The organism is Bacillus sp. TH22 (genome assembly GCF_016651015.1).
GTDB lineage: Bacteria > Bacillota > Bacilli > Bacillales > Bacillaceae_G > Bacillus_A > Bacillus_A mycoides.
Genome location: NZ_JAEKER010000001.1, coordinates 4,207,774 through 4,229,796 on the forward strand (window position 1 = coordinate 4,207,774; position 22,023 = coordinate 4,229,796).

The following is a 22,023-nucleotide window of genomic DNA, read 5'->3' on the forward strand; positions in this document are numbered from 1 at the left end:
AATATAACTTGGGGAAATCTAACGATATTTACTATGAATTACGGAGGAGATACGATGAAAGAACCATTAGATTTAAGTAAATATAGTGTTAGAACTGACCTTGCTGTAGAGGCGCACCAAATGCTACAAGAGCGCCAAGAAGAACAAAAAGGGATACAGGGAGTTATTGTAAAAGAGAGGGAAGAAGAGGGAGTTACAATTACAAAAGTAACTATTGATGAAATTGCATCTGAGTCGATGGGGAAAAAACCTGGAAGTTATTTAACTCTTGAGGTGCAAGGTATAAGGCAACAAGATACGGAACTTCAGCAAAAGGTAGAGCGTATTTTTGCAAAAGAATTTTCTTATTTCTTAGAAGAGGTTGGAGTTTCAAAAGAAGCGAGTTGTTTAATCGTAGGTCTTGGGAATTGGAATGTAACGCCGGATGCACTCGGACCGATAGTTGTAGAGAACGTATTGGTGACGAGACATTTGTTTAAATTGCAGCCTGAAAGTGTGGAAGAAGGGTTTAGACCTGTTAGTGCCATTCGTCCAGGGGTAATGGGAATTACAGGGATTGAAACGAGCGATGTCATTTACGGAATTATTGAGAAGACAAAACCAGACTTTGTCATCGCAATTGATGCATTAGCTGCGCGTTCTATTGAACGAGTAAATAGTACGATACAAATTTCTGATACAGGAATTCATCCAGGATCTGGTGTTGGGAATAAGCGTAAGGAACTAAGTAAAGAAACATTAGGTATTCCTGTTATCGCAATTGGTGTGCCAACTGTGGTAGATGCTGTTTCGATTACGAGTGATACAATTGATTTTATTTTGAAACATTTTGGCCGGGAACTGAAAGAAGGAAACAAACCGTCACGCTCTTTATTGCCAGCAGGTTTTACATTTGGAGAAAAGAAAAAATTAACAGAAGAAGATATGCCAGATGAAAAGAGTCGAAATATGTTTTTAGGAGCTATTGGTACGTTAGAAGAAGAAGAAAAGAGAAAGTTAATTTATGAAGTGTTATCTCCTCTTGGTCATAATTTAATGGTAACTCCAAAAGAAGTAGATGCGTTTATTGAGGATATGGCAAATGTAATAGCCAGCGGTTTAAATGCAGCGCTGCATCATCAGATTGATCAGGATAATACAGGGGCATATACACATTGATGGAAAGAGGCAGAAATAGCTTGAGTCAATTTACGCTGTTATGTATATGCGGTACAGTCTTATGTTTGCTTATGATGATAGCTGGAGTGGGACTCGCTAATCATGGTCTAAAAAGTATGAAGGGATATCGTCAGCTGTCATATGAACAAATTGCTCATATGACAGGAACAGAAGGCGATGGGGCTGAACCCGGAATTTCGGGAGAGACGTTTTCGACTATTGAAAAACAAAAACAGTTAGAAAGCTTAAGAAGTTTTAATGTTGTAGAAGGTATCGGTATGGCGATAGCGAGTGTTGCTCGTGATATGACAAAGTTTGGAACGGATATAGTTGTTGGGGCAATAAAAGGAATTTTTAGTTAAGGGTAGCGGGAAGGATGGTTGTCTTATGTTTGTAAGAGAGCTGTCTTTTAATTTGAAAAAGGTTTGTCTCTTATGGTTTGTTCGCATAAGATATAGATAGAGTGATTTGTATTGTAAGCAGCACGAGTTTTCATTGAATCTTTGCTGCTCTATTGATATAATCAGTGCTAGTGTATATTGGCGAGACTATTAGGAGTTGAGAACATAGATGAATAAAGAAGAAAGAGCAAAAAGACAGTCCAAAATTCGTAACTTCTCCATCATTGCTCACATTGACCACGGGAAATCAACGTTGGCAGACCGTATTTTGGAGAAAACAAACGCGTTGGCACAGCGCGAAATGAAGGCGCAATTGCTTGACTCTATGGAGTTGGAGCGTGAGCGTGGTATTACAATTAAATTAAATGCAGTACAACTAACGTATAAAGCGAAAGACGGTGAAGAGTATATTCTTCACTTAATCGATACTCCAGGACACGTCGACTTTACGTACGAAGTATCTCGTAGTTTAGCGGCTTGTGAAGGTGCAATTCTTGTAGTGGATGCAGCGCAGGGAATTGAGGCGCAAACATTAGCGAACGTATATTTAGCGCTTGATAATAATTTAGAAATCTTACCAGTTATTAATAAAATCGACTTACCAAGTGCAGACCCAGAACGCGTACGTCAAGAGGTAGAAGATGTAATTGGTTTAGATGCATCGGAAGCTGTACTTGCTTCAGCGAAAGCTGGCATTGGTATTGAAGAAATTTTAGAACAAATCGTTGAAAAGGTACCAGCTCCAACAGGTGATTCAGAAGAGCCGTTACAATGTATGATTTTCGATTCTTTATATGATCCGTACCGTGGTGTAATTGCATATATCCGTGTTGTAAATGGAACGGTAAAAGTTGGCGATAAAGTACGTATGATGGCAACTGGAAAAGAATTTGAAGTAACAGAAGTAGGTGTGTTTACACCGAAAACGACGCAACGTGACGAGTTAACGGTAGGTGATGTAGGTTTCTTGGCAGCATCTATTAAAAACGTAGGTGATACACGCGTAGGTGATACGATCACACATGCGAAACGTCCGGCTGCAGAGCCGTTAAAAGGGTATCGAAAATTAAACCCAATGGTATTCTGTGGTTTATATCCAATCGATTCTGCACGTTATAACGACTTACGTGATGCGTTAGAAAAACTAGAATTGAATGATTCTGCTCTTGAATTTGAGCCTGAAACATCTCAAGCTTTAGGTTTTGGTTTCCGTTGTGGTTTCTTAGGGCTTCTTCACATGGAGATTATTCAAGAACGTATTGAACGTGAATTCAAGATTGACTTAATTACAACAGCGCCAAGCGTTATTTATAAAGTGTATTTAACAAACGGTGAAGATTTTATTGTTGATAATCCATCTAATATGCCAGATCCACAGACTATCGATCGTGTAGAAGAGCCGTTTGTGAAGGCTGCAATTATGGTTCCGAATGACTATGTTGGAGCTGTAATGGAAATTTGCCAAGGGAAACGTGGAACGTTTATTGATATGCAATATTTAGATGAAACACGTGTTACATTGACATATGAAATCCCGTTATCAGAAATCGTATATGATTTCTTCGATCAATTGAAATCAAATACGAAAGGATATGCATCATTTGACTACGAGTTAATTGGTTATAAACCATCTAAACTTGTGAAAATGGATATTCTTTTAAATAATGAACAAGTGGATGCTTTATCATTTATTGTACATCGTGATTCAGCGTATGACCGTGGTAAAGTAATTGTAGAGAAATTAAAGAAATTAATTCCAAGACAACAGTTTGAAGTGCCAATTCAGGCGACTATCGGAAATAAAGTTGTATCTCGTTCTACAATTAAGGCGATGCGTAAAAACGTACTTGCAAAATGTTACGGTGGTGACATTTCTCGTAAGCGTAAACTTCTTGATAAGCAAAAAGAGGGTAAAAAACGTATGAAGTCTGTTGGTTCTGTAGAAGTGCCGCAAGAAGCATTCATGGCTGTACTGAAAATGGATGATAACTAATGGAGTGAACTATAATTAGTGGAGATTTTTCTATTCTTCGCTAATTATTAGCCCGCACCAATCGTGATAAAAGTAGAAGCCGTTCGTTCGGCTTCTTTTTTTATATGCTACTTTTTAGACATCTTATGATCTCTCATTTACAATAGTGAGAGAGCTTTTTAGTGATTGATATAGAGTTAGGAGACTATTAATGTCCGAAAATATTCGAAAAGATATTCGAGAGAAAATACAAAAAGGTAATTTTAATTGCGAAAAGGAACTGACGCTTTCTATAATTAGTGGGAAGTGGAAAGTTGTGATATTGTGGCACTTAGGTGTGGAAGGTCCGCATCGTTTTAGTGAATTGCAACGTCTGTTCCCGAGCATTTCTCATAAAGTGTTGTCAAATCAATTGAAAGAGTTAATGGAGGACGGGATTGTTGATCGAACGGTATACCCGGAAATTCCTCCGCGTGTTGAGTACTATATGACGGAATTAGGTATGTCGCTTTTACCGATCGTTGAAATGATGTATGATTGGGGAAAAATGCGAATGGAACAAATCCGTAATACAGTAGAGAAGTAAAGAATCCTCCGGAGTGCGGAGGTTTTCTTTTTAGAAAGGTAGGAGTTATATTTGGTACAAGCTGCATATATTCATATTCCATTTTGTCAGCATATTTGTCACTATTGTGATTTTAATAAAGTATTTATTGAACGCCAACCGGTTGATCAATACTTACAATATTTGGAGAAAGAAATAATAAATACGGTTCAAAAAGTACCGTTTGAAAGTATGAAAACGATTTTTGTTGGCGGAGGAACTCCGACAGCTTTAAATATGGAGCAAACAAAAAAACTACTCGACATCATTAACCGTCGTTTGCGCCCATTTGCGCCGAATTGTGAATTAACATTTGAAGCGAATCCAGGTGATTTACCGAAAGAGAAGTTGAACGTATTGCTAGAAGGTGGAGTAAACCGAATTAGTTTTGGTGTGCAAACGTTTCGTGATGAGCTACTTGAGAAGATTGGACGCAGGCATACGAGAGAAGATGCATTCGTAGCAATTCGAGAAGCGCAGGAAGTCGGTTTTACAAATATTAATGTAGATTTAATTTATGCTCTGCCAGGACAGACGATAGAAGATGTAAAGGAAACATTAGACATTGCCTTTACGCTTGGTGTACAACATTTCTCGGCATATTCCTTAATTGTGGAACCGAAAACTGTATTTTATAACTTAATGAATAAAGGGAAATTAAGACTACCAGGTGAAGATCATGAAGCGAAAATGTACGAAATGGTAATGGATGAAATGGAGAAACATGGTTATAACCAGTATGAGATTAGTAACTTCTCAAAAGGTAATAATGAAAGTAGACACAATCTCACATACTGGAATAATGAAGAGTATTATGGATTTGGAGCTGGAGCGCATAGCTATGTGAACGGGGAACGAATTCAAAATGTAGGTCCGCTCAAGCAATATTTCACTAAAATTGATGAGACAGGATTTCCATATTTAGATGTTCACCCAGTGACAGAGAAAGAAAAAATGGAAGAAGAGTTGTTCTTAGGACTTCGAAAAACAAAAGGTGTTTCTAAGTTAGAATTCCAAAAGAAATTTAATGTGGAGATGGACCATGTTTTTGCAAAGCAGTTACAAAGTAATCAAGAACAAGGATTACTTGAAAACAGAGATGGACATGTTTGTTTAACGAGGAAAGGGAAACTATTAGGGAATGAAGTATTCCAGTCATTTTTGATTGATTAATTAAATGTGCCATAAGCGCGAAAAATTTTTGTTATTTCGTGACGTTTCCGTTGACAATTGAATGTCAATTTTGGTAAGTTATTAATAGATTTAGCACTCGAAGACAAAGAGTGCTAACAGAGGTGATGATGAGATGCTTACGGAACGTCAGCTCTTAATTTTACAAACAATTGTTGATGACTTTATTGGATCAGCGCAACCAGTTGGTTCGAGGACGTTGGCTAAGAAAGATGAAATTACGTTTAGTTCAGCTACTATTCGAAATGAAATGGCTGATTTAGAAGAATTAGGATTTATTGAAAAAACGCATAGTTCTTCTGGGCGTGTTCCTTCTGAAAAAGGATACCGATTTTATGTAGACCATCTTTTAGCGCCGCAAAACTTACCGACCGATGAAATTGTACAAATTAAAGATTTATTTGCTGAAAGAATTTTTGAAGCAGAAAAAATTGCACAACAATCAGCTCAAATTTTATCAGAGCTTACGAATTATACGGCCATTGTTCTTGGTCCCAAATTGAGCACAAATAAACTTAAAAATGTACAAATTGTACCGCTTGATCGTCAAACAGCAGTCGCTATTATTGTAACAGATACAGGGCATGTGCAAAGTAAAACGATTACCGTTCCGGAATCTGTTGATTTATCAGATTTAGAAAAAATGGTTAATATTTTAAATGAAAAGCTATCTGGTATACCTATGGCAGAACTTCATAATAAAATCTTTAAAGAGATTGTTACAGTCTTGCGTGGGTATGTTCATAATTACGATAGTGCAATAAAAATGTTAGATGGTACATTTCAAGTCCCTTTATCGGAAAAGATATACTTTGGAGGAAAAGCAAATATGCTTTCGCAACCAGAGTTCCATGACATTCACAAAGTAAGATCTTTGCTGACGATGATCGATAATGAGGCTGCGTTTTATGACATTTTGCGTCATAAACAAGTCGGAATTCAAGTGAAAATTGGTAGAGAAAATTCTTCTACGGCAATGGAGGATTGCAGTTTGATTTCTGCAACGTATTCGATTGGAGAAGAGCAACTTGGAACAATTGCAATTTTAGGTCCGACGAGAATGCAATACTCTCGTGTAATTAGTTTACTGCAGTTATTTACAAGACAATTTACAGACGGACTTAAAAAGTAAATGAGAGTAATACATTCGCTCAAGTGATGAAATTTTCATTGCTGTGTGTAATATATAATGCTTAGGTAATCATGCTAAGCATGATACCTAATACCTTTTAAGGAGGTGAAAATTGTGGAAGAGCGTAACGAACAAGTGGTAGAAGAAGTGAAAGAAGCGCAAGTTGAAGAAGCTGTCACGCCAGAAAACAGTGAAAAAACTGTAGAAGAAAAAAGTGAGGCTGCTCTTTTACAAGAAAAAGTAGATGAGTTACAAGCGAAACTAACGGAAACGGAAGGTCGCACATTACGTCTACAAGCTGATTTTGAAAATTATAAGCGCCGTGTCCAAATGGATAAACAGGCTGCTGATAAATATAGAGCACAAAGTCTAGTTTCAGATATTTTGCCAGCTCTTGATAATTTTGAAAGAGCGATGCAAGTGGAAGCGACTGACGAGCAAACGCAATCCTTGTTACAAGGTATGGAAATGGTGCATCGTCAATTGCTAGAAGCGTTGACTAAGGAAGGTGTTGAAGCGATTGAAGCTGTTGGTAAACAGTTTGATCCGAATGAACACCAAGCTATTATGCAAGTGGAAGACAGTGAATTTGAATCAAACGCGGTAGTTGAAGAATTCCAAAAAGGTTATAAACTAAAAGACCGTGTGATTCGCCCATCAATGGTAAAAGTAAATCAATAATTTACATAAAAGTAGGAGGATTCGCCATGAGTAAAATTATCGGTATTGACTTAGGTACAACAAACTCTTGTGTAGCTGTTATGGAAGGTGGAGAACCAAAGGTTATCCCAAATCCAGAAGGAAATCGTACAACACCTTCTGTTGTAGCTTTCAAAAATGAAGAGCGTCAAGTTGGGGAAGTTGCGAAGCGTCAAGCAATTACAAACCCAAATACAATCATGTCTGTTAAACGTCATATGGGTACAGACTACAAAGTAGAAGTTGAAGGTAAAGATTTTACACCTCAAGAAATTTCTGCAATCATTTTACAAAACTTAAAAGCTTCTGCTGAAGCATACTTAGGTGAAACAGTAACGAAAGCTGTTATTACAGTACCTGCATACTTCAACGATGCAGAGCGTCAAGCAACGAAAGATGCTGGTCGTATCGCTGGTTTAGAAGTTGAGCGTATCATTAACGAACCAACAGCCGCAGCACTTGCTTACGGTTTAGAAAAACAAGATGAAGAACAAAAAATCTTAGTATATGACTTAGGTGGCGGTACATTTGATGTATCTATCCTTGAGTTAGCAGACGGCACATTCGAAGTTATTTCAACTGCTGGTGACAACCGTCTTGGTGGAGATGACTTTGACCAAGTTATCATCGATCATTTAGTAGCTGAATTCAAAAAAGAAAATAGCATTGATTTAAGCCAAGATAAAATGGCACTTCAACGTCTGAAAGATGCAGCTGAAAAAGCGAAGAAAGATCTTTCTGGTGTAACACAAACACAAATTTCATTACCATTCATTAGTGCTGGAGCTGCTGGCCCATTACACTTAGAATTAACGTTAACAAGAGCTAAATTCGAAGAAATTTCAGCTGGTCTTGTTGAAAGAACATTAGAGCCAACTCGTCGTGCATTAAAAGACGCTGGTTTTGCTCCAAGCGAATTAGATAAAGTTATCCTTGTTGGTGGCTCTACTCGTATCCCAGCTGTACAAGAAGCAATTAAACGTGAAACTGGTAAAGAGCCATACAAAGGTGTAAACCCAGATGAAGTTGTAGCATTAGGTGCTGCAGTTCAAGGTGGCGTACTTACTGGTGATGTAGAGGGCGTTCTATTATTAGACGTAACTCCACTTTCTTTAGGTATCGAAACTATGGGCGGTGTGTTCACGAAACTAATCGAGCGTAACACTACAATTCCGACAAGTAAGTCACAAGTATTCTCAACAGCTGCTGATAACCAACCAGCGGTAGACATTCACGTACTACAAGGTGAGCGTCCAATGTCAGCTGACAACAAAACGTTAGGTCGTTTCCAATTAACAGACCTTCCGCCAGCACCACGTGGAATTCCACAAATCGAAGTAACATTCGATATTGATGCGAACGGTATCGTTAACGTACGTGCAAAAGACTTAGGTACAAGCAAAGAGCAAACTATTACAATCCAATCTTCTTCAGGTCTTTCTGATGAAGAAGTAGATCGTATGGTACAAGAAGCTGAATCAAATGCTGATGCTGACCAAAAACGTAAGGAAGAAGTTGAACTTCGTAACGAAGCTGACCAACTTGTATTCCAAACAGACAAAGTTGTAAAAGATTTAGAAGGTAAAGTAGATGCAGCTGAAGTAGCGAAAGCAACGGAAGCGAAAGAAGCATTACAAGCGGCAATCGAGAAAAACGAACTTGAAGAAATCCGTGTGAAAAAAGATGCTCTTCAAGAAATCGTACAACAATTAACTGTTAAATTATACGAGCAAGCTCAAGCGGCTGCAGGGCAAGCAGAAGGTGCACAAGGAGCACAAGACGCTGGCGCGAAAAAAGATAATGTAGTAGACGCTGAGTTTGAAGAAGTAAAAGAAGACAAGTAATACAGTGAAATAAAATAAGTAAGATGACAAAAAGTCAAAGTCAAGCGTGCCTTGGCTTTGGCTTTTTTCACGAATAAGAAGAAATGTGTGAGGATCTTAAGTTTTTTATTTTGCATACTGTAAGTGAGGAAACTTTGTTGCAAAGCACTTTCTTTCGGTGTTAAAATTACGTTTATGTGAAAGATTCGGGGGTTGTAAATTTATGAATAAACGAGACTATTATGAGGTCCTTGGACTTAGCCAGGGCGCTTCAAAAGATGAAATTAAAAAAGCGTATCGTCGTTTGGCTAAAAAGTACCATCCAGACGTAAGTAAAGAAGAAAATGCAATTGAAAAGTTTAAAGAAGTACAAGAAGCATACGAAGTATTAAGTGACGATCAAAAACGCGCGCAGTATGATCAATTTGGTCACGCTGGTCCGAATCAAGGTTTCGGTGGCGGAGGAGACTTCGGCGGTGGCTTCGGTTTCGAAGATATCTTTAGTTCATTCTTTGGCGGTGGCGGCGGAAGACGTCGTGATCCAAATGCTCCACGTCAAGGTGCTGATTTACAATATCAAGTTACTTTAGAGTTTGAAGAAGCTATTTTTGGTAAAGAATTAAACGTTGAGATTCCAGTGGAGGATCCATGTGATACTTGTAAGGGTAGTGGAGCAAAACCAGGGACTTCAAAAGAAACATGTAAACATTGTTCAGGATCAGGGCAAGTAAGTGTAGAACAAAATACACCATTTGGGCGTATTGTAAACCGTCAAGCTTGTGGACATTGTTCAGGAACAGGTCAAATGATTAAAGAGAAATGTACGACATGCCATGGTTCTGGTAAAGTTCGTAAACGTAAAAAAATCAATGTTAAAATTCCAGCGGGTATCGATAATGGTCAACAAATTCGTGTATCTGGAAAAGGTGAAGCAGGCGTAAATGGCGGACCGGCAGGTGACTTATATGTTGTTGTTCATGTGAGAAATCATGAATTCTTTGAACGCGAAGGGGATCACATTATTTGCGAAATGCCAATAACATTTGCGCAAATGGCACTTGGTGCGGAAGTAGAAGTTCCTACCGTTCATGGCAAAGTGAAGCTGAAAATTCCAGCAGGAACACAAACAGGAACAGAATTCCGCTTAAAAGGAAAAGGTGCTCCGAACGTACGTGGATATGGTCAAGGAGATCAATATGTAGTCGTTCGTGTTGTTGTGCCGACGAAATTAACTTCACATCAAAAAGATTTATTGCGTGAATTTGCAGGGCAAGAAGAGCAGGATGATAGCTTATTCAGAAAGCTTAAACGTGCTTTCAAAGGGGAATAATGGAAATAAAAAATGGAGTTGGTAAATTGTGAAATGGTCAGAAATTAGTATTCATACAACAGAAGAAGCAGTAGAAGCTGTCTCTCATATTTTGCATGAAGCAGGCGCTAGCGGGGTTGCGATTGAGGACCCAGCGGAGTTGACGAAAGAGCGCAAGCAACAATACGGTGAGATTTATGCACTTAACCCAGATGAATATCCAAGTGAGGGTGTTTTGGTAAAAGCATATTTTCCGCAAACGGATTCTTTACACGAAACGGTTGCAGGTGTAAAATCATCTATTGATGCACTACCATCTTTCGACATCGAAATTGGTAAAGGAACTATTACAATTAATGAAGTCGATGAGGAAGATTGGGCTACTGCTTGGAAGAAGTATTATCATCCAGTTCAAATTTCTGATACATTCACAATTGTGCCGACGTGGGAAGAGTATACACCGTCTTCTCCAGATGAAAAAATTATTGAATTAGATCCAGGTATGGCGTTTGGTACAGGGACACATCCAACAACGACGATGTGTATTCGTGCGTTAGAAAAAACGGTTCAGCCAGGTGATACTGTGATTGATGTGGGGACAGGTTCGGGGGTACTTAGTATTGCTGCGGCAAAATTAGGTGCGGCTTCTGTTCAAGCGTATGATTTAGACCCAGTTGCAGTTGAAAGTGCAGAAATGAATGTGCGCTTAAATAAAACAGATGACATTGTCAATGTTGGACAGAATAGTCTATTAGAAGGTATCGAAGGTCCAGTTGATTTAATCGTAGCAAATTTACTAGCGGAAATTATTCTTCTATTCCCTGAAGATGCAGCGAGAGTTGTGAAGCCAGGTGGATTATTTATTACATCTGGTATTATTGGGGCGAAAGAAAAAGTAATTTCTGAAGCGTTAGAAACAGCTGGATTTTCAATTGAAGAAGTACTTCGAATGGAAGATTGGGTAGCAATTATTGCACGAAATGCGTAATATAGATTTTAGTCTATAAAGAACAGGGGAGTCTCTCACCGTATAAGGTGAGGGACTTGCCGTTTGTTATATGAAAATGATAACGTTTCGTTCTTTTCGTAAGTGTTGACTTACGAAAGGAACGAAACTCTACTAAGGTGATTATATGCAACGTTATTTTGTAGAAGAGAAATATGTAAATGAGACAAGTATTCGCATAATGGGTGATGATGTCCATCACATCGCAAGAGTGATGCGTATGTCAGTTGGTGACCACATTTATTGCTGTGTAAATGGTAAAACAGCAGAGTGTTCAATTGCTGAAATTACCAGTGAATTTGTGGATACCACTATTGTAGAATGGGTAGAGGCGTCAAGCGAACTTCCTGTGTTCGTGACGATTGCAAGTGGACTGCCGAAAGGAGACAAGCTAGAGTTAATTTTTCAAAAAGGAACTGAGCTTGGGGCAGCTGCATTTTTACCATTTCAAGCATCTCGATCTATTGTAAAGTGGGATGCGAAAAAAGCAGATAAAAAAGTTGAGCGTTTGAAAAAAATTGTAAAAGAAGCTGCGGAACAATCGCATAGAAGTGAAATTCCAGAAGTACACGTTCCCTCATCATTTAAACAACTGCTGTCGATGAGTAGCGAGTATGATGTTTGCCTTGTTGCGTATGAAGAAGAAGCGAAACAAGGTGAGAAATCTAATTTTGCGAAAGCTTTAGCGACGATTAAACCAGGCCAAAAACTGCTGATTGTATTTGGACCAGAAGGCGGTTTAGCGGAGGAAGAGATAACCGCACTTCGTGAACATAAATTTGTACCATGTAGTTTAGGACCAAGAATTTTAAGAACAGAAACGGCTCCGCTTTATGCGTTAAGTGCCGCTTCTTATCATTTTGAATTGATGGGGTGATAATCAATGGCAACTGTTGCGTTCCACACGTTAGGTTGTAAAGTAAACCACTATGAAACAGAAGCGATTTGGCAATTGTTTAAACAAGGTGGTTATGAAAGAACTGAATATGAAAAAAAATCTGATGTATACGTTATTAACACATGTACAGTAACGAATACTGGAGATAAAAAAAGCCGTCAAGTAATTAGACGTGCTGTACGTCAAAATCCAGATGCGGTAATTTGTGTAACTGGATGTTATGCACAAACATCTCCAGCGGAAATTATGGCAATTCCAGGTGTAGATATTGTTGTTGGTACGCAAGATCGTGAGAAGATGTTAGGATACATCGAAGAATTCCGTAAAGAACGTCAACCAATTAATGCTGTCCGTAATATTATGAAAACACGTGTATATGAAGAGCTCGATGTACCATATTTCACGGACCGTACACGTGCATCTTTAAAAATACAAGAAGGTTGTAATAACTTCTGTACATTTTGCATCATTCCTTGGGCGCGTGGTTTAATGCGTTCTCGTGATGGAAAAGAAGTTATTAAACAAGCGCAGCAATTAGTAGATGCTGGCTATAAAGAAATCGTATTAACAGGTATTCATACAGGTGGGTACGGTGAAGATATAAAAGAGTATAACTTAGCTGGATTACTGCGCGATATGGAAGCGGAAGTAGGCGGATTGAAACGCCTTCGTATTTCTTCTATTGAGGCAAGTCAAATTTCTGATGAAGTAATTGAAGTGTTAGATAAATCAGAAGTAGTTGTACGTCACTTGCATATTCCATTACAGTCAGGATCTAATACTGTATTGAAACGTATGCGCCGTAAGTATACGATGGAATTTTTCCAAGAGCGTTTAGATCGTTTGAAAGAAGCGTTACCAGGTCTTGCGATTACATCAGACGTAATTGTTGGATTCCCAGGCGAAACAGAAGAGGAATTCATGGAAACGTACAATTTCATTAAAGAGAATCGTTTCTCTGAATTACACGTTTTCCCTTATTCGAAACGTACAGGTACTCCAGCAGCACGTATGGAAGATCAAGTTCCTGAAGACGTGAAGAACGATCGTGTTCACCGTCTAATTGAGCTATCAAATCAATTAGCGAAAGAGTATGCTTCTAGATTTGAAGGTGAAGTACTTGAAATCATTCCGGAAGAGACATTTAAAGATGGTGACCGTGAAGGTTTATATGTAGGTTATACAGATAACTACTTAAAAATTGTGTTTGAAGGATCTGAAGAATTGATTGGTAAGCTAGTAAAAGTGAAAATTACAAAAGCTGGTTATCCATATAACGAAGCGCAGTTTGTTCGTGTTCTTGAAGATGATGTAAAAAAAGAATCAGCAAGCGCATAAAATGAAACTTTAATCAGTGGGGGGTTGTTCATCCCCGCTGATTATCAGCCTGACCCCCGCCTAAGTTCTTTGCTTTCGCTGAATTTTGAGGTGGGGGTCTTACTGTCCTGGCAAATAGCGGGATAAAAAAGCATGCAAACGGAAACGATTTGCATGCTTTCTTTTTTTTTTTTTTGTGGAGAAGTTAAGTACTGAAAAGGCAGGTACGTTGAATGAGTAGTTATTTAATGCTTTCTTGTATTAAAAAAGGTGTAATGATAAAAAATATAGTTGTCTTCAGGGGAAAAGGATAATAGCTATCTACATAGCTTTTGAACAGGTAAGGGCATCTATTCTTCTTTTATTCTGCCAAATAGTTGACCTGAAGTGATAAAATGTATTATAATCGTAAAAGACATGCTGAAGAAGGGTTTCTTTTTGCATGCTGAAATTAGTATGTAAGTGTGATGTTTCGGAGGGAGGGAAAGAGAATGTCAAAAACAGTCGTTCGTAAAAACGAGTCTTTGGAGGATGCACTTCGCCGTTTTAAAAGATCGGTTTCTAAAACTGGTACACTTGCTGAAGCAAGAAAGCGCGAGTTTTATGAAAAGCCAAGTGTAAAACGTAAGAAGAAATCTGAAGCGGCAAGAAAGCGTAAGTTCTAAGAGAGGGTGTAAGTTATGAGTCTTCTCGGTCGTTTAAACGATGATATGAAACAAGCGATGAAGAATAAACAAAAAGAAAAATTAACCGTTATTCGTATGGTTAAGGCTGCTTTACAAAATGAAGGTATTAAACTGCAACATACTCTTACTGAAGAAGAGGAATTAACAGTTTTAGCTCGTGAAGTAAAACAGTATAAGGACTCCCTCCTTGAATTTAAAAAAGCTGGTCGTGAAGACCTTGTTGATAAACTGCAAAGTGAAATTCAGATTTTAAGCGCATATTTGCCGGAGCAATTAACAGAAGAAGAACTAGCGGATATAATTAAGCAAGTTATTTCTGAAGTTGGTGCTACATCTAAAGCAGATATGGGTAAAGTGATGACTGCTGTTATGCCGAAAGTAAAAGGTAAAACAGACGGATCACTTGTGAATAAGCTGGTTATCCAGCTATTAGCATAAAAAAGCGTCTCATTTCGTATGAGACGTTTTTTTATGCTTTTTTCAGTTTGGACGTGATATTACAAGCTCTTTTTTCATACATATGGGATGAGAGGGGGTCTTTTGAGATGAAAAAAATAGAACAAATGAAGAATTGGTTAACGAAGCAAATAGACCTGCCAGTGGATGTGTTAATGGATCTACCTCGGATCACGCTTGTTGGGCAAGTACATATCTATATAGAAAATCATCGAGGATTATTAGTGTTTTCAGATAAAGAGGTAAGATTGCTATTGAAACATGGTCAATTATTAATTAAAGGTCAATCCTTTGTTATTAAAACAATCCTTCCAGAAGAACTGTTGCTTGAAGGGATTATTGAACAAGTGACGTTTTTAGAAAATGAAAAGAAAGAGGAGTGAGGAGAAACTTCCGTTTGTGAAGTTTTTCTTCGTTACCTTGTATTAACAGGTGGTAACGTTCTGGCCGCAATATTCGGTTCGTACAAAGAGGATAGGTGGGAATTGAGTTCCACGTAAAAAACTGGCTCGTGAAGGTTAATAATTAGTGAGGATCAAGGAATCTGCTAATTAAAATTTTAGTACGAGCTAGTTTGATAATCGAATTGAAAAGTAGTGTATCTACTTTTAGAAAGGTAGTGGAGATAGTCGATGAAAAATAAATGGTTTATAAAATGGCTTGGGTATGTAAAGGTGCGAATTGAAGGTAGAGGAGCGGAACGCTTTGTTAACGAGTGTGTGCGGAAGAAATTACTCGTTTGGGATGTAAAGAAGATAGCTGATGAAACGTTAGTTTTTTGTATGTTATTACGAGATGTGAAAAAGATAAAACCAATTTATAGAAAAAATGAATTTAAATTATATTTTATTGGACGTTACGGTTTTCCTTTTTGGAATAAGCGTGTAATTAAAAATAGTGGATTTTTAATTGGGTTTTTAATATTTTTTTTCGGAATGATCGCATTGTCAAATATGGTGTGGAAAATTGAAATTACAGGAGCAAAACCGGAAACAGAATATATATTGATGAAAGAATTGGACAAAATGGGTATAAAAAAAGGTAAATTACAATTCCAAATGCCGAGTGTAGAAGATGTTCAACGTCATTTGACAGACAATATTAATGCAATTACTTGGGCGGGATTAGAAATAAGAGGGACAACATATCATTTTAAGATTGTTGAAAAAAATGAGCCGAAAAAAGAAAGTGAACAACAGCCACAAAACTTAGTAGCAAAAAAAGAAGGGATTATTACAAAAACATTTGTGGAAGTTGGGAAGCCGGTTGTCATGAAAAATGACCATGTGGAAAAGGGGCAACTTCTCGTATCCGGGATGTATGGTAATGAGGAGAATCCGACAGTTGTTTCGGCTAAAGGGATTGTATATGGAGAAACGTGGTATAAATCTGAGGTGGATGTTCCGTTAAAGACACAATTTCAAGTGTATACTGGTAATTCATACAATGAACATTTCCTTAAATTTGGGAGTACTAAAATAAAAATATGGGGATTTCAACAGGATAAGTATAAGCGCTCTCGTACTGAAAGTGTAAAACATGATGTGAAATTATTTGGATTTACATTACCAATTGCATACGAGAAAGATATTGTACGAGAAGAGGAAGAAGCGAACCGAGAATATACCGAAAAACAAGCAATGAAAGTAGCGAAAGAGATGGCAGAAAAAGAACTGAAGAAAAAATTGGATGAACATGCTATGATTGTAAGTGATAACATTTTGAGTAAAGAGGTTGAGGCGGATCACCTAAAGGTCACATTACATTATACAGTGATTGAAAATATTGCAGAGCCACAACCAATATCTGAATCCGATATTCAAGGAGACTGAGTAATGGCAGAACAATTAGTAGAAATGAACCAACAATTGGAAAATCCCAACGAAGCAATCGCTCTTTTTGGGGTAAATGATGCTCATTTAAAAGTAATTGAACGAGAACTTAGTGTATCGATTGTGACTAGAGGAGAATCTGTTCGTGTATCTGGGGCAGATGAAACTGTGGTGCTCGTAGAAAAAATCTTACAACAGTTACTTGTTGTTATCCGTAAAGGTGTATCAATTTCGGAAAGAGATGTTGCGTATGCGATTCAGCTTGGGCAACAAGGGAAAATTGCTCAATTCGAAGAATTATATGAAGAGGAAATTTTTAAAACGGCAAAAGGTAAATCCATTCGTGTGAAAACGATGGGGCAAAGACGATATATTCATGCAATGAAAAAGAATGATATTGTATTTGGGATAGGACCTGCTGGGACAGGAAAAACATACTTAGCCGTAGTAATGGCTGTGAGAGCTTTAAAGCAAGGGTATGTAAAGAAAATTATTTTAACAAGACCTGCTGTAGAAGCTGGAGAGAGCTTAGGGTTTTTACCAGGTGATTTGAAAGAAAAAGTAGATCCGTATTTACGTCCACTATATGATGCGTTACATGATATTCTTGGACAAGAATATACACAACGTATGATGGAACGTGGTGTAATTGAAATTGCACCTCTTGCTTATATGAGAGGGCGTACTCTGGATGATTCATTTGTTATATTAGATGAGGCGCAAAATACAACTGGTGTTCAAATAAAAATGTTTTTAACACGATTAGGTTTTAGTTCTAAAATGGTTATTACGGGGGATCCCTCACAGGTAGACTTGCCAAAAGGGGTAAAGTCAGGTCTTTCTATTGCTGCTAATATTTTATCTGGTGTATCAGGTCTTTCGTTCATAACACTGGAACAAACAGACGTTGTGAGACACCCATTAGTGCAACGTATTATTGAGGCATATGATAAAATGGAATGATCCTATTTGTCAGGATCATTTCTTTTTGTATGATAAGGTTGGCGAATGACATATTTTTTACTATCATTAAAGACGAGGGAAATAAACTATAGGTGATAGTGGATAAAAATGTTGTCCAAAAAGTATCGTTACCTAGAAGAAATGAAAGCTATAAATAGTTTCACTTTATTTCTGGAGAGGAGAAGGTATTGAAATCATGTCAAGATCTCAAGAAATTTCTAAGTGGTTTCGTAATTTACAACATTCGAAAAAACTAAGTTGGATTTCTTACGTTTTATTAGGGGCAGTGCTGTTTTTTGCACTTATGAATAATGTAAAACCAGAGCAATTAGATGTTACAACATATTCTATTGCGAAAAAAACAATCCATTCTCCTATTAAAATTGAAGATAAAGTTACAACGGACAAAAAGAAAAAAGAAGCCGCTACAAAAGTTGAAGATCAATATACATATAAAAGTGAGTATAAACAAAATAAAGTGGATATTGTGAATGACGTCTTTGCTAAAGTAGATGAAGTGATACAAGAGATTAAAGCGGTTGGACCGGATGAGCAAAAAAAGATTACTGATGCTGAAAAAGTGGACAAGTTGAAAAAAAAATTGCCTACTGATTTAACGAAAGAATTATCTGATTCAAACTTACTAAACTTAATTAATGCAGATTCGAACCAATTAGTATTAGCGAAAGATGCAACAGTTACAGCTATTAATAGTATCATGACTGAGCATGTTAAAATGGATGAATTGAAGGATGCGAAGGAACGATATGTAAGTGAGATGAATAGTGTTAATGTTGATAATGGTTTAAAGGAATCTATTAAGGCGTTAGGGAAATATGCGATTTCTGCAAACTATTTTTATGATCCGACCTTAACAAAAGAGAAGAGAAAAGCGGAAGAAGATTTAGTTCCACCTGTTTATATTCTTCAAGGGCAAGTCCTTGTTAGAGAAGGTGAAACGATTTCAAGTGATATGTACAATCAGTTGAAATTAGTTGGCCTGTTAGAAAAAGGGAACAGTTTTCAACCCTATGTTGGGTTAGCGGTACTCATTGGTGTGCTATTGTACTTTATGCATAAGCAGTTTGAAGTGTTTTTACAGCGGAAAAGGGAAGATAGGCCGTATGTCCTAGCGTATATTACAATTTTGTCTATCACGATTGTTTTAATGAAAATCATTAGTTTGTTTCAAAAGCTTGAGTATGCAGGAATCGCGTATGTTGTTCCAGTTGCAATGGGAACAATACTTGTAAAATTAATGATTGGTGATCGATTTGTATTTTTAACGAGTATGATCTTTTCTGTATGCGGAAGTATTATGTTTAATGAAGGTGTAACGAGTACACTGAATTATAGTGTGGGGATTTATGTTTTATTAAGTTCATTATCAGTTAGTATTTTCTTGAGAGAAAAAAATCGTCGTACGATGATTTTACAAGCGGGTATACTCGTTTCTGTATTAAATGTAGTCGTATTAGCGGCTTTGCTATTATTACGTAACGGGAATTTTTCGCCTCTTGAAATTGGGGTGCAATTATTAATGGCTGCTGTTTCGGGTATTATCTCTTCTGTTCTAGCTATGGGGATTTTACCGTATTTAGAAAGTGGTCTTGGGATTGTATCGAGTATGAAATTGATGGAACTTTCAAGTCCGAATCACCCGCTTTTGCGTAAAATTTTATTAGAAGCACCAGGTACATATCATCATAGTGTAATGGTGGCTAATCTCTCAGAAGCTGCTTGTGAAGCAGTTGGAGCAAATGGAGTATTAGCGCGTGTAGGGGCGTATTATCATGATGTAGGGAAAACGGTACAACCACAGTTTTTTATTGAAAACCAAATGGGTATTGAAAACCCGCATGATAGATTAGACCCTGTAACGAGCAAAGATATTATAATTGCTCATGTAACCGATGGGGTGAGAATGTTAGAAGAACACCATATACCTCAAGAAATTATCGATATTGCTGGACAGCATCATGGTACAACGTTACTTAAATATTTTTATTATAATGCGATTAAAGAAGATAAAGAGAAATATACGGAGGAAATGTTCCGCTATCCAGGATCGAAAGCAACTTCTAAAGAGTCGGCGATCGTTGGTATTGCTGATAGTGTGGAAGCGGCGGTACGTTCGATGAACCATCCAACACCAGATCAGATTAATAATTTAGTGCAAAGTATTATTAAAGATCGCCTGCAAGATGGTCAATTTAGTGAATGTGATTTGACATTTAAGGAACTACAAATCGTTGGAAAAACGTTATGTGAAACGTTAAATGGTATTTTCCATTCCCGTATTACATATCCGGAACCGCCGGAAGAAAAGGAGAAAGAATGAGTTTATTAATTGATTTTATTGATGAAACAGAAGAAGTGAAAGATGAATATATAAGTTTGATTCGAGGTTTAGTAGAGAAAGCAGCCCAAATGGAGAACATAGAAGAAGGCGCAGAATTATCGGTTACATTTGTAGATAATGAACGTATTCGTGAAATAAACCGTGATTACCGAGATAAGGATCAGCCTACGGACGTTATTTCTTTTGCTATGGAAGAAATGGGAGAAGGCGAAATGGAAATTGTCGGTGCAGAGATGCCGCGTATGTTAGGAGATCTTATTATTTCTATTCCAAGAGCAAAAGAACAAGCTGAAGAATATGGGCATTCTTTTGATCGAGAACTTGGGTTTTTAGCACTACATGGCTTTTTGCATTTGCTTAGTTATGATCATATGACAGAAGAAGATGAGAAAGAAATGTTTGGAAGACAAAAAGAAATTTTAGAGGCCTTTGGATTAGGACGATGAAAACAGGAAAACTTTTAGATAGTTTTGGATATGCTATAGCTGGTATATACTTTTGTCTTCGTCATGAACGAAATATGAAAATTCATTATTTAGCCGCAGTCATCGTTATATGCTGCGGCTTTTATTTCCATATTACAACAATGGAATGGATTGTCGTACTTATTGTGATAGGGATTGTAATGAGTTTAGAGATGGTGAATACGGCTATTGAAAAAACAGTAGACTTAGCAACCGCCGATATTCATCCGGTTGCAAAAATTGCAAAGGATGTTGCAGCAGGGGCAGTTTTATTATTTGCAATTATAGCTGCTGTAATTGGTGCTATTATCTTTTTACCGTATATGGTATAGTTGCATTCCGAAGCTTTTATTAAGCTTTGGGAGCGCCGTGAAGGCCTTTAATGAAAGAGTGTATCTATTCACATCTATGAACGGAAAGGATGCGGGAATATGAATAGCAAACAATTAATTCAAGAAGCAACCGAAGCGCGTAAACGAGCGTACGTACCATATTCTAAATTTCAAGTAGGTGCAGCTTTACTAACTCAGGATGGAAAAATATATCGTGGATGTAATGTTGAAAATGCATCATATGGTTTATGTAACTGTGCAGAACGAACAGCTTTATTTAAGGCAATTTCTGAAGGGGATAACGAGTTTGTAGCTATTGCAGTCGTAGCGGATACAAAGCGTCCAGTACCTCCTTGTGGAGCATGTCGACAAGTTATGATAGAATTATGTAAACAGGATACGAAAGTATACCTATCAAACTTACATGGTGATGTTCAAGAGACAACAGTCGGAGAATTGTTACCAGGAGCATTTTTAGCGGAGGATTTACATGAATAGAAAAGGTTATAAATCAGGTTTTGTCTCTATTATTGGCAGACCGAATGTTGGGAAATCTACATTTTTAAATCGTATTATTGGCCAAAAAATTGCCATTATGAGCGATAAGCCACAAACAACTCGTAATAAAATTCAAGGTGTATATACAGAAAATGATTCACAAGTAGTTTTCATTGATACACCAGGAATACATAAACCTAAACATAAACTAGGCGATTTCATGGTGAAGATGGCTCAAACGACATTAAAAGAAGTTGATATTGTTTTGTTTATGGTCAATGCAACTGAAGGATATGGTCGTGGTGAGGAATTTATTATTGAGAAATTACAAGAAACGAAACAACCGGTATTTTTGGTAATTAATAAAATTGACCAACTTCATCCAGAGCAATTGCTGGAGTTGATTGATCAATATCGTAAATTATATGAGTTCGCGGAGATTGTGCCAATTTCTGCATTGGACGGTAATAACGTTGAAGCGTTAATCGGAGCAATTAAAAAGTATTTACCAGAAGGACCGCAATATTACCCGGATAATCAAGTAACGGATCATCCAGAGCGATTTATTATTTCAGAGCTTATTCGTGAAAAAGTATTACATTTAACACGTGAAGAAGTACCACATTCTGTAGCGGTTGTTATTGATGCAATTCAAAAGCGTGAGGGCGGAGCGGTTTATATAAACGCAACGATTGTTGTTGAACGTGCATCACAAAAAGGAATTATTATAGGTAAGCAAGGGAAGATGTTAAAAGAAGTCGGTAAGAGAGCTCGTTTTGACATTGAAGCACTTCTTGGTTCTAAAGTATTTTTAGAAGTATGGGTGAAAGTGCAAAAAGATTGGCGTAATAAGATGTCACAGCTTCGTGACCTTGGTTTCCGTGAAGACGAGTATTAATATGAAGTAAAGTTGTGATCAG

The 22,023-nt window shown here is 37.4% G+C and carries 22 protein-coding genes; all 22 read left to right on the top strand.

All coding sequences use genetic code 11. The annotated features are described in order from the left end of the window. The first annotated feature begins 54 nt into the window (after nucleotides 1–54). The 22 genes from gpr to era all read left to right on the top strand — a co-directional run bounded on the left by gpr (nucleotide 55) and on the right by era (nucleotide 22,001). The gene (gene gpr / locus JFU18_RS21440; RefSeq protein WP_002088693.1) at nucleotides 55–1,158 is read left to right on the top strand and encodes a GPR endopeptidase; all 1,104 of its coding nucleotides are present in this window, start codon (nucleotides 55–57) and stop codon (nucleotides 1,156–1,158) included. Nucleotides 1,159–1,178: 20 nt separating this feature from the next. Further along, nucleotides 1,179–1,520, top strand: a complete 342-nt coding sequence (locus JFU18_RS21445) for a DUF3679 domain-containing protein (RefSeq protein WP_307838305.1) — start codon at nucleotides 1,179–1,181, stop codon at nucleotides 1,518–1,520. Nucleotides 1,521–1,728: 208 nt separating this feature from the next. Next, nucleotides 1,729–3,552, top strand: a complete 1,824-nt coding sequence (gene lepA / locus JFU18_RS21450; RefSeq protein ID WP_002015204.1) for an elongation factor 4 — start codon at nucleotides 1,729–1,731, stop codon at nucleotides 3,550–3,552. 190 nt (nucleotides 3,553–3,742) lie between these two features. Further along, nucleotides 3,743–4,117, top strand: a complete 375-nt coding sequence (locus JFU18_RS21455) for a winged helix-turn-helix transcriptional regulator (RefSeq protein ID WP_002015203.1) — start codon at nucleotides 3,743–3,745, stop codon at nucleotides 4,115–4,117. A 51-nt stretch (nucleotides 4,118–4,168) separates the two neighbouring features. Then, the gene (gene hemW, locus JFU18_RS21460) at nucleotides 4,169–5,308 is read left to right on the top strand and encodes a radical SAM family heme chaperone HemW (RefSeq protein ID WP_002015202.1); all 1,140 of its coding nucleotides are present in this window, start codon (nucleotides 4,169–4,171) and stop codon (nucleotides 5,306–5,308) included. Between the two features lie 133 nt (nucleotides 5,309–5,441). Then, on the top strand, nucleotides 5,442–6,458 hold the full coding sequence (hrcA, locus tag JFU18_RS21465; protein ID WP_002015201.1) for a heat-inducible transcriptional repressor HrcA: 1,017 nt from the start codon (nucleotides 5,442–5,444) through the stop codon (nucleotides 6,456–6,458). Nucleotides 6,459–6,572: 114 nt separating this feature from the next. After that, a complete protein-coding gene (gene grpE / locus JFU18_RS21470; RefSeq protein ID WP_002165061.1) occupies nucleotides 6,573–7,139 on the top strand; it encodes a nucleotide exchange factor GrpE in 567 nt (188 codons plus the stop codon). 26 nt (nucleotides 7,140–7,165) lie between these two features. Next, nucleotides 7,166–9,001 (top strand): chaperone protein DnaK, encoded by a 1,836-nt coding sequence (gene dnaK, locus JFU18_RS21475; RefSeq protein ID WP_002015198.1) that lies wholly within the window; start codon nucleotides 7,166–7,168, stop codon nucleotides 8,999–9,001. Between the two features lie 202 nt (nucleotides 9,002–9,203). Beyond that, nucleotides 9,204–10,310: a chaperone protein DnaJ gene (dnaJ, locus tag JFU18_RS21480; protein ID WP_002015197.1), complete on the top strand. Its 1,107-nt coding sequence runs from the start codon at nucleotides 9,204–9,206 to the stop codon at nucleotides 10,308–10,310. A gap of 28 nt (nucleotides 10,311–10,338) precedes the next feature. Continuing rightward, nucleotides 10,339–11,277, top strand: coding sequence for a 50S ribosomal protein L11 methyltransferase (gene prmA / locus JFU18_RS21485; RefSeq protein WP_002067162.1), 939 nt, complete (start codon nucleotides 10,339–10,341; stop codon nucleotides 11,275–11,277). A gap of 145 nt (nucleotides 11,278–11,422) precedes the next feature. Beyond that, nucleotides 11,423–12,172 carry a 16S rRNA (uracil(1498)-N(3))-methyltransferase gene (locus JFU18_RS21490; protein ID WP_201034322.1) on the top strand — a complete coding sequence of 250 codons (750 nt, stop codon included), beginning with the start codon at nucleotides 11,423–11,425 and terminating at the stop codon, nucleotides 12,170–12,172. 6 nt (nucleotides 12,173–12,178) lie between these two features. Continuing rightward, a complete protein-coding gene (mtaB, locus tag JFU18_RS21495; RefSeq protein WP_002015193.1) occupies nucleotides 12,179–13,531 on the top strand; it encodes a tRNA (N(6)-L-threonylcarbamoyladenosine(37)-C(2))-methylthiotransferase MtaB in 1,353 nt (450 codons plus the stop codon). Nucleotides 13,532–14,001: 470 nt separating this feature from the next. Continuing rightward, nucleotides 14,002–14,175 (top strand): 30S ribosomal protein S21, encoded by a 174-nt coding sequence (gene rpsU / locus JFU18_RS21500; RefSeq protein WP_000048061.1) that lies wholly within the window; start codon nucleotides 14,002–14,004, stop codon nucleotides 14,173–14,175. Between the two features lie 15 nt (nucleotides 14,176–14,190). Beyond that, entirely contained in the window at nucleotides 14,191–14,634 is a 444-nt protein-coding gene (locus tag JFU18_RS21505) for a GatB/YqeY domain-containing protein (protein ID WP_000054578.1), read from the top strand. 107 nt (nucleotides 14,635–14,741) lie between these two features. Beyond that, nucleotides 14,742–15,035 (top strand): sporulation protein YqfC, encoded by a 294-nt coding sequence (gene yqfC / locus JFU18_RS21510; RefSeq protein ID WP_002067170.1) that lies wholly within the window; start codon nucleotides 14,742–14,744, stop codon nucleotides 15,033–15,035. Nucleotides 15,036–15,284: 249 nt separating this feature from the next. After that, a complete protein-coding gene (gene yqfD, locus JFU18_RS21515; protein ID WP_201034321.1) occupies nucleotides 15,285–16,484 on the top strand; it encodes a sporulation protein YqfD in 1,200 nt (399 codons plus the stop codon). A 3-nt stretch (nucleotides 16,485–16,487) separates the two neighbouring features. After that, a complete protein-coding gene (locus JFU18_RS21520; RefSeq protein ID WP_002015189.1) occupies nucleotides 16,488–17,447 on the top strand; it encodes a PhoH family protein in 960 nt (319 codons plus the stop codon). A gap of 196 nt (nucleotides 17,448–17,643) precedes the next feature. Continuing rightward, a complete protein-coding gene (locus tag JFU18_RS21525; protein WP_002015188.1) occupies nucleotides 17,644–19,788 on the top strand; it encodes an HD family phosphohydrolase in 2,145 nt (714 codons plus the stop codon). Beyond that, a complete protein-coding gene (gene ybeY / locus JFU18_RS21530; RefSeq protein WP_201031795.1) occupies nucleotides 19,785–20,255 on the top strand; it encodes an rRNA maturation RNase YbeY in 471 nt (156 codons plus the stop codon). The genes JFU18_RS21525 and ybeY overlap by 4 nt, the downstream gene beginning before the upstream one ends. Then, nucleotides 20,252–20,605 carry a diacylglycerol kinase family protein gene (locus JFU18_RS21535; RefSeq protein ID WP_002190697.1) on the top strand — a complete coding sequence of 118 codons (354 nt, stop codon included), beginning with the start codon at nucleotides 20,252–20,254 and terminating at the stop codon, nucleotides 20,603–20,605. The genes ybeY and JFU18_RS21535 overlap by 4 nt, the downstream gene beginning before the upstream one ends. 99 nt (nucleotides 20,606–20,704) lie before the next feature. Beyond that, nucleotides 20,705–21,103 carry a cytidine deaminase gene (locus JFU18_RS21540; RefSeq protein WP_002015184.1) on the top strand — a complete coding sequence of 133 codons (399 nt, stop codon included), beginning with the start codon at nucleotides 20,705–20,707 and terminating at the stop codon, nucleotides 21,101–21,103. Further along, nucleotides 21,096–22,001, top strand: a complete 906-nt coding sequence (gene era, locus JFU18_RS21545; protein WP_002088672.1) for a GTPase Era — start codon at nucleotides 21,096–21,098, stop codon at nucleotides 21,999–22,001. Before JFU18_RS21540 ends, era begins: the two co-directional genes overlap by 8 nt. Nucleotides 22,002–22,023: the final 22 nt, after the last annotated feature.